8 protein-coding genes are annotated in these 8,039 nt (G+C 69.0%); 5 read left to right on the top strand and 3 right to left on the bottom strand.

Annotation, left to right across the window (positions count from 1 at the left end):
• The first annotated feature begins 216 nt into the window (after positions 1 to 216).
• Positions 217 to 729, top strand: a complete 513-nt coding sequence (locus ACIBLC_RS40240) for a hypothetical protein (protein ID WP_399216462.1) — start codon at positions 217 to 219, stop codon at positions 727 to 729.
• Here ACIBLC_RS40240 and ACIBLC_RS40235 read toward each other — a convergent pair.
• The 3 genes from ACIBLC_RS40235 to ACIBLC_RS40225 form a co-directional block, all read right to left on the bottom strand.
• Positions 668 to 1,477 (bottom strand): IS5 family transposase, encoded by an 810-nt coding sequence (locus ACIBLC_RS40235; RefSeq protein WP_399216459.1) that lies wholly within the window; start codon positions 1,475 to 1,477, stop codon positions 668 to 670. The genes ACIBLC_RS40240 and ACIBLC_RS40235 overlap by 62 nt on opposite strands.
• Before the next feature lie 460 nt (positions 1,478 to 1,937).
• A complete protein-coding gene (locus ACIBLC_RS40230) occupies positions 1,938 to 2,450 on the bottom strand; it encodes a hypothetical protein (RefSeq protein WP_399216458.1) in 513 nt (170 codons plus the stop codon).
• 216 nt (positions 2,451 to 2,666) lie between these two features.
• Positions 2,667 to 3,905, bottom strand: coding sequence for an alpha/beta fold hydrolase (locus tag ACIBLC_RS40225; RefSeq protein WP_399216457.1), 1,239 nt, complete (start codon positions 3,903 to 3,905; stop codon positions 2,667 to 2,669).
• Between the two features lie 352 nt (positions 3,906 to 4,257).
• Between ACIBLC_RS40225 and ACIBLC_RS40220 the strand changes: the two genes are divergently transcribed.
• The 4 genes from ACIBLC_RS40220 (at position 4,258) to ACIBLC_RS40205 (ending at position 8,031) form a co-directional block, all read left to right on the top strand.
• Positions 4,258 to 5,196 carry a relaxase domain-containing protein gene (locus ACIBLC_RS40220; RefSeq protein ID WP_399216456.1) on the top strand — a complete coding sequence of 313 codons (939 nt, stop codon included), beginning with the start codon at positions 4,258 to 4,260 and terminating at the stop codon, positions 5,194 to 5,196.
• Between the two features lie 376 nt (positions 5,197 to 5,572).
• Entirely contained in the window at positions 5,573 to 6,634 is a 1,062-nt protein-coding gene (locus tag ACIBLC_RS40215) for a replication-relaxation family protein (protein WP_399216455.1), read from the top strand.
• 228 nt (positions 6,635 to 6,862) lie between these two features.
• Positions 6,863 to 7,363: a lamin tail domain-containing protein gene (locus ACIBLC_RS40210; protein ID WP_399216461.1), complete on the top strand. Its 501-nt coding sequence runs from the start codon at positions 6,863 to 6,865 to the stop codon at positions 7,361 to 7,363.
• Between the two features lie 329 nt (positions 7,364 to 7,692).
• A complete protein-coding gene (locus ACIBLC_RS40205; protein WP_399216454.1) occupies positions 7,693 to 8,031 on the top strand; it encodes a hypothetical protein in 339 nt (112 codons plus the stop codon).
• The last annotated feature ends 8 nt before the right edge of the window (positions 8,032 to 8,039 follow it).

Below are 8,039 nucleotides of genomic sequence, written 5' to 3'. Positions count from 1 at the left end.
GGATCCGCTGGGAACGACGTGACGACATGCACGAGGCCTTCCTCGGACTTGCCGTCTGTCTGATCACCCACCGGCACGTCCAGAGGCTTTGTTAGAGGCCGTTCTCTTTCCGAACCTCGTGTGCGGATTCCGCTGGTCAGACATTGGGATTGCGGCCGTTGCGGAAGCCTCGACTCGTTGCTGAGCGAGTTGCGGTGGAGGTGGCGGATGCCGTCGATGCGGGCGGTGTTGGAAGCGCGGCGGAAGGCCGCGGCCGTGCGAGTGGAGGAACTCGAAGCCGAACTGGTGCGGGTGCGGACGGATTTGGCGGAGGCGGAAGAGGTACTCAGGCGTCGGGTGATCGGCCTGGAGCAGTATCTGGAGGCGCTGGCCGAGGAGGAAGCGCCCGCCGTGGTGGCTGTCGGGTCGTCGTCCCGGAGGAAAGCGGTCGGGCCGCGACGCGCGGTGCCTCACCGGGAGAACGCGGCCGGGGTGGATGACCTGTCGGTGGACTACCAGGCGTTGATGGCCGCCGCCCTGGACGCCGGAACCGATGGGCTGGGTGCTCGGCGTGCGGCGGTGGTGCTGGGCTGGGACAGCGCGTCCGTCTCCCGCGTCGAGGGCGCGAGGGCCCGGCTGAAACGGCTGGTGGAACGGGGCTGGCTGGTCGAGGAGAAGCCGGGCAGGTTCATGCCGTCCGCGCTGGAGCAGGACGCTGCTGATGTTGGGCGGCCAGACGGCGGCTCATGAGTGTGGTCATCGACCACCGGATGACGGCTTCGCTGGTGTCGGTGCGCCGTTCGTAGTCACGGACCAGGCGCCGGCTGCGCAGGAACCAGGCAAAGGATCTTTCCACGACCCAACGGCGGGGCAGGACCTCAAAGCCGCTGACGTCGTCGCTTCGGCGGACGACGTCGAGAACGAGTCCGAGGTGCTGGGCAGCCCAGTCCTGGAGGTGGCCGCGGTAGCCGCCGTCGGCCCAGATCCGCGAAAGCCGCCGGAAGTGCTTCTTTGCCGCGGGCAGCAGGATGCGGGCGGCGTCCCGGTCGGTCGTGGACGCCGGCGTGACCAGCACGTCCAGCAGGAGCCCGAGCGTGTCGGTGAGCAGGTGCCGCTTGCGTCCGTTGATCTTCTTCCCGGCGTCGTAACCCCGTGAAGCGAAGGAAACGGTGGCGTCCGCCTTCACCGACTGCGAGTCCACGACCGCCGCACTCGCCTCCTCCTCACGGCTTTCTGCCTCACGGACGGCTCCGCGCAGCCGGTCGTGCAGCTCAGCCACCAGGCCCGCATCCCGCCAGCGGGCGAAGAAGGCATACACGCGAGGCCAGGGCGGGAAGTCCGCGGGCATCGCCCGCCACTTGATGCCGTTGTCGACGAGGTAGCGCACCGCGTCGATCATCTGCCGCTGGCAGTAGCTCTCCGGCCGCCCGCCCCTGCCCGCCAGCCATCCCGGCACCGGCAGCAGATCCCGCACCAGGGTCCATTCGGCATCGCTCATGTCGGAGTCGTACCGCGGCCGACGGCCCGGCCGGTCGGCCGCGTTCCCGAACCTGTGGGCGAGACAGTCACACCCAGGGGTGGACCGACTGGACCCGTCGGCCACCACCACGCAACACTTCAGCACCAGGGCCTCTTGCAACTCGCTGGATTCGACAACCGCGAGCTACCAAGAGGCCCTTCCTTCATGCCTCAACACCGCTCAACTCACCCGAACCAGGCCTCTGTTCGAACCCCACCGACCACACGAGCGGATAGAGAACAGCCAGTCAGGAGCCCACCGCCTGCCATATGCATTGCGACAGGACAGACAGCGAGACGGCAGTTGTGTCCTGTCGCACTCAAGCTGGCGGCGGCCTGTGGCGGTACCGATGGGCAGGCCAGGCCCACCTCGGTCCCGCCACCACGGCAGCCCTTCTCACAGGAGCTCCGCACCAGCCGCCCGAACAGCTACCGGGGCGTCAGCTCTCCGCCCAGTACAAGGTGGGGACGAGCGTCGGGTTACTCTGATAAAGCAGCTCCGTCACGGCGTCGTAGTCAAATTCACCCTGTTTGAAGTTCTTGACGATGAGCCCGGCATCCTGGGAGTACTTGGCGTCCTTGGAGCTGAACTCGGTGAGCCACCAGTTCTCATCCAGGATGAGCGGAAGATAGTTCTCCCCGCTGGCCGGGTCGGTTAGGGCTTCGAGGAGCGCCGAGCCTTCGCTGAAGTCTTTGCCGGGCAGAAGCCAGAAGACCTGCTTCTGATCTTCCTTGTGCCGGATGAGGGACTTGAAGTCCTCATCGAATTCGAGGTACTTGGCCGACTGCTTCCGGGCTTCGAGCATCTCTTCCCTGGTTGCCGGGAACAGCCAGCTCCTCTTCGACCCGAAGAAGAAGACCGCGTTTTCAAGCGCCTCGACAGGAATGGACTTGTACTGCTTCGAAAGGAAAGTTGCACTCAGGAAGACATAGCGCCGATTATCGTCGGTCACGACCGATCCCCTCATCCTTGGTTGGACTGCCGTCGCTCAGCTCTGCCCTGGGTGGCAGCAGGGAACCGTCCGAGCCCTGATGCCACCCGTTCGAGTGACTTCCGTTGCCTGCCGACTGTGGACATCAACACCCGAGCAGACGACCCTCCCACCCAGCTCGCCTGTACGGTGCTTCGCTGGGCGAGGCGTAGCGGAGCACGGCGCCGGCCGTTCGCGTCAGGCGCCGACGAACCGGTCGTGAATCCAGTCGGCGAGGGCGGGGGCGTCACGGTTGATGGTGGCGAAGTGCACGCCCAGCGGCTCGGTCAGGGGGACCTGCAGCGGGCCGTACCGCTTGTACTCGACCTCGATCCCGTGCTTCTTGTTGGTCTCGTTGAGCTCGTCCACGAGAACGTCGGTGCCCTTGAGCGGGAGCGGCAGTGCGGCGAACACCCGCATGTCGGCAGCGGCCTGGGCGATGCGTACCGGAACCCTGATCTCCACGTTGGGGTTCATCTTGGCGAGCTGATCGTCGAAGAGCTGCTGGTGCGGGTTGGGGTCCTCGGGGTACGTGCCCCTGAACTGGTCGGTGCCCTTGATGCCGCCCCAGGATTTGTCGTCGCTCAGCTCGGCCCGGGAGAGGTGCAGGGACTGCGGCCACAGCAGCAGCGCCGCGTCGGTGAGGACCTGGGCGGGTTCGATCGACGGGTTTCCGCCGATGGCGCCGGCCAGGAACAGCGGGGTGAACGCGAAGCCGTCCCCCGTCTTGTCGTCCTCGGCGCCGGCCTGCACCAGGTTGAGGGAGTGGTTGGCCGGGGCGATGGCGGCGACCCCGACCAGGCCGTTGATCCGGTCGTGGGCGTGGTGGGCGGCGAACAGCGCGGCCTGGCCGCCCTGCGAGTGCCCGACGATCGCGAACTTCTCCCCGATCGCGCCCCGGAAGATGCGCCGGGCGGCCAGGACGATGTCCAGTACCCCGTTCGCCTCCGAATGCCCGAGGAGGTAGGGGTGGATGTGCTCCTCGGTCCCTGTCCCGAGAGCCTCGTAGTCGGTCATGGCCACCGCCCAGCCGCGGCGCAGGAACGAGTTGAGCAGGTCGTTGGGGTAGGCGTTCATCGGGGAGGCCCCGGTGTCGCCCCGGTCCCGGGACGGCGCGACGCGGTTGGCGACGCCCACCGTGCCGTGGGCCCAGCTGATCAGCGGGTAGCCGCCCTTGGGCATCGTGTGCTGGGTGCGGTCCGGCAGCGCGATGATCCCGGAGGTCGCCACCTCCCCGCCGTGCGCGTCCTTCGAGCGGTAGAGGACCAGCCAGTTCTCGCCCGCCTCCAGCTCCGCCGCGGGGTTGTCCAGCCGCCGCACGTAGACCGGGTCCCCCGAAACCGCTCCAGGCCCGGGCAGCAGGGGCGGCGGGGTGTACAACGCGTCTCCGGCCGGGGCGTTCTCCACCGGGTCGATGACCGGCGAGGTGTCGTTCAAGGGCTTCCTTCCGTCGACTTCTCGAACACTGCAACGCCCATGCCACACTGCGTGCGGCACCCCGCGGCACACCCAACCTCCCCTGCCCAAAGGCCGGCCGGGGACAGCCGGGCCACCACCGGCCGAGCGCCGTACCGCCGGCCCAGGCCCACGGCAACGCCCGAGCAGCTACCCGCGCACATCCGAGGCCATGCACTCACGCCCGCCATGTCCCTCGAACGAGGCAACCAGCCAGCGCACGATGTGCGTGCCTAACGGTCACTGACCGGAGCCGAAGGGACAAGATCGTGAGACAGAGAATGCTGTGGCCCTTGAGTGAGACGGCTGATAGAGCCCAGGTCGCCAGAGCGGGATGGGACATTTCCAATGCGGGCCTACATACGCGCTGGACACGGTCCGGCTCTACAAGCACATCGTGGCGGCCGACACGCTGTACGCCTTGGAGATGACCACCGAGGTGTGCGAGACGCTCGGGCTGGCGACCGTGCCCCGGGAGGTGACGCCGGGCCTGCGCCCGGTGATGGAGATAGCCGGGGTCGACCAGGAGCTCATCGACTGGTCTTCCACCCGCCGCCGGCGGATCGAGGACGTCCTGGAGGGCATCACCGACCAGTACGTGAAGAAGCACGGTCATCTGCCCGGCGAGCGCGCCAGCCACGGTCTGGCGTGGTGGGCGGCGCAGGAGACCCGCCCGGAGAAGAAGACCCCGCGCCCGCTGGACCAACTGCTCGCGTGGTGGCGTGTCTCCGCGCTCCTGAGGTTCGGGCAGCGGATGGTCGACGGGCTACTGGAGCGGTGCCAGGCGGCCGGTGCCGCGATCCGGGCCCGGGTGGGGCCACGGGTGGACACCGCGCTCGCCATCGTTGATGTCGCGGCGGTCGTCTTCACCGTGCGCGGGGTCTTCTTCCGCCGCCATGTCCTGGCCGAAGCGCGACGGCATCTGATGGAGACCCTGCGCGGCCGCGCCTACGTGCCCGGTATCGACAGTCATATCGCCGACCGGGCACTGGAGCGCTACGGCCGTCAGCTGACCGTGCCGCAGAAGGGCCGGCGGATTCCGGCCCCGGATCAGCTCTCCTACACCGCGGACTTCGTCTGGCCCATCCGCTGCTCAGCGCGGCCGTGGGTTTCTGGGCGTTGGCGCTGGCTGTCCGGCGTAGGAAGTAGCGGGCCCGCGCAGGGCATGGGGATGGCCTCGACCGGTTCGCTGGTCGGGGCCATCGTCGTGTTCGACGACGGTGAACTCAGCCACGGACAAACCGTCCGGTCAAGGGGTGGTCAAGGGCCATAACGGACACCCGGGAGCGGTGGCCGTCAGGTCGCGGACAAGGGGTGCTTCCTCAGGGTGGCTTCGGCCCGTACGTCTCGTGCGTGCGGGCCGGACCTGTCACCGATTCGGCCGCGTGAGGCCGGAGAATCCCGAGGACGCGATGACCACCGCACCCCTCCCGCCCCTCCCACCGGCTCCGACGGCCGGGCCGGACGACGCTGCGACAACAAGCCCCGCGCCGAGCCCTGCACCAAGCCCCGCGCCCAGCCCCGCAACCTTCAGCCGCCGTCTGGCGGTTGTCGCTGATCAGACCCCCGATTCGTACGCCCGGGCCGGTTGCAACTCCTCTTCTCCCAGCACTGATGTGCCTGGAGAAGCGTCCCGGGCCCGGAAGGCCGTGGCGGTGAAGGCTGGGGCGGACATCTGCGGCGAGGTCCTGCTCACGCTCGCTCAGCTGCGCCTGGCCACACCCCGTCAGCTCAAGGCGCTGCTGCTGCCCCGCCAGCAGGGCACTGACCACGTCCGGCGTGCGCTGCGCAATCTGCTCGCTGAATCCCCGGCTCTGGTCGGCCGGGCCCACCGCAAACAGCAGAGCTACTGGTACTGCACCCCGGCCGGTCTCGCCGAAGCCGCCGCGTCCGGCGAACTCGCACCCAGGGCCGGCCGGACCACCGGGAAGCGCGTCGCCGCCGGCAAGACGGGTCTTCGGGAACACGGCCTCGCCCTGGTCGACACCGTCGTCGCCTTCCACGAGGCGCAGGCGGCCGACCATGCCGACTGGCAGGTGGAGGTCGCCCACCCCACCCCGGCCGGAAACCTGGTGCCCGACGGCGTGGTGCTCCTGGCTACCGGCTCCAGCGCGTTCGTGGAGATCGACCGCACCATGTCGTATGCCCGGCTGGTCGCCAAGCTGGAGCGCTACGACGCCTACCGCAACGCGCCGCCGTCCGGACGCGGCAACGCCGCCCGGGCCCCGCGCAGCCACTGGCAGGAGACCTACACCCGGTCGTCCATGGACCGGCCCTTCCCGCCGGTGCTGTTCGTCTTCGCCCCGGCCCCGCGCCGCGCGGCCCCGGCAACGAGGGAAGCCGCCTTCCACGAGCGAGCCCGCCGCGTCCACAGCGTGAACTACCGGATCATCGTGGCGACCACGACCCTGGCGCAGCTGACCGAGCACGGGCCCGATCAGCCGGTGTGGCGTGTCGTCGGCGACGGCGAGACCGCCTTGCCCTGGCTGCGCTGCCCAAAGCCCGCTGAGCCCAGGGACGGGACAGCGGCGGCTGGCCAAGGCTGCGCAGAACCCTTCGGTGAATCCGGCGATCGGTTGGCAGCCCTTGCTCGGCTGCCGGGAAGGGCGGGGGCTGTTGCTCACTTTCGGGTGACGGCCCGCGCGGCGCCAGGTGCGCGGTGCGGCGGCTGCGGGGGCGGGGGTCAACTCCTGCACGGGGCGGGATCATGACGGGTCGTCAACCTCGGGCATCAGCGGCATACATGGCTGAGGCAGGCGAGAGTCACAGGAATATGGGCAACAGGTAACACAGTCCATGTTTTCTACCCAAGTCCTGCGCGGGGTGGACAGGGTGTGGGTGTGCGGCCAGTCCGGCCGCCACCCGCACACCGCACCGACTCCCACGGCAGCCGCAAGGCCGCTCACGGGGGCAGGGTGCCTGCACTTCTGGGGGACTTCTTGTCCGCTTCTGCTTCTGTCACCGCCCGTCGTCTGGCCGCCGCGGCGCTCGCGGCCGGTGCTCTGGTTTCGGTGGCGGTGCTGCCGGCGTCCGCTGCCGGATCTGCCCGCCCGCAGCACCCGAAGGTGGAGATCTCGGCGGTCCAGTACGACTCCCCGGGACGCGACGACCGTTCCAACCGGTCGCTGAACAAGGAGTGGGTGGACCTCACCAACACGACCCGTCACACGGTCAACCTCGACGGCTGGACCCTCGAGGACGCCTCCGGCCACACCTACACGTTCGACCACTACCGCCTGGACGGCCGTGCCACGGTCCGTATCCACACCGGTGAGGGCCGCGACACCCGTACCGACCTCTACCAGGACCGCCGTAACTACGTGTGGAACAACGACCGTGACACGGCCACCCTGCGCAACGACCACGGCCGCTTCATCGACGACGAGTCCTGGGGCCGCGACCGTGACCGCGACCACCGCCACGGCGACGCCCGCCGCTGACACCACCCACCACCCGGGCGGCTGACCAAGCCACCCACCTCCGCAACTGAGATGACGGCGCGTCCGGCCTACAACGGCCCGGGCGCGCCGTCGGCGTGAGGCGTGACGCTCGCGCACCCGACCACGGCCTGAGGATCGCCGACCGCCCCGACCCCGGCCCGCTGCCGCACCAGACGTACACCGCACAGCTGGCCACCAGTTCCTCGGACGGCTACGGGGGGCCAGCGTCGCGTGCTGCCGGTGGCTGTCAGTGGCGTGTTGTAGCTTGATCGGTAGGTGCGGGGCCTGGGCGGTCGGGGTACGACCGCTGCAAGAGTCTGGGAGGACTCGTGCCTGTAGGCCGCGTCAACGCCGCGAAGTTCATCGCTCGCCTTCTACCGGAACCGCACGAGACGGATCTTGGCAGCGAGCCCGCCCACCACCTACTGGCCACGGTTCACGCCGACCGGGTGTGCCCGCCATCAGGCCACAGCATCGGCTGGACGGACTGTTACGCCAGCGCCGACATGCTGCCTCTGCCCCACAAAGCGGATCTGCTGCTTGAGCCGAACGACGAACCCAAACCGATTCCGGATCACCTGGTCGGCGAGGCACGTGAGCGGGCGGAGGAGGCCGGCAGCCAAGCGGCGTGGATCCGTCGGGAAGCTCACCGTCGCGGACTTCACTGAAGCCGCTT

The sequence above is a fragment of the Streptomyces sp. NPDC050535 genome, assembly GCF_044457665.1.
GTDB lineage: Bacteria > Actinomycetota > Actinomycetes > Streptomycetales > Streptomycetaceae > Streptomyces.
This window is presented reverse-complemented; position numbering and strand designations above follow the sequence as displayed.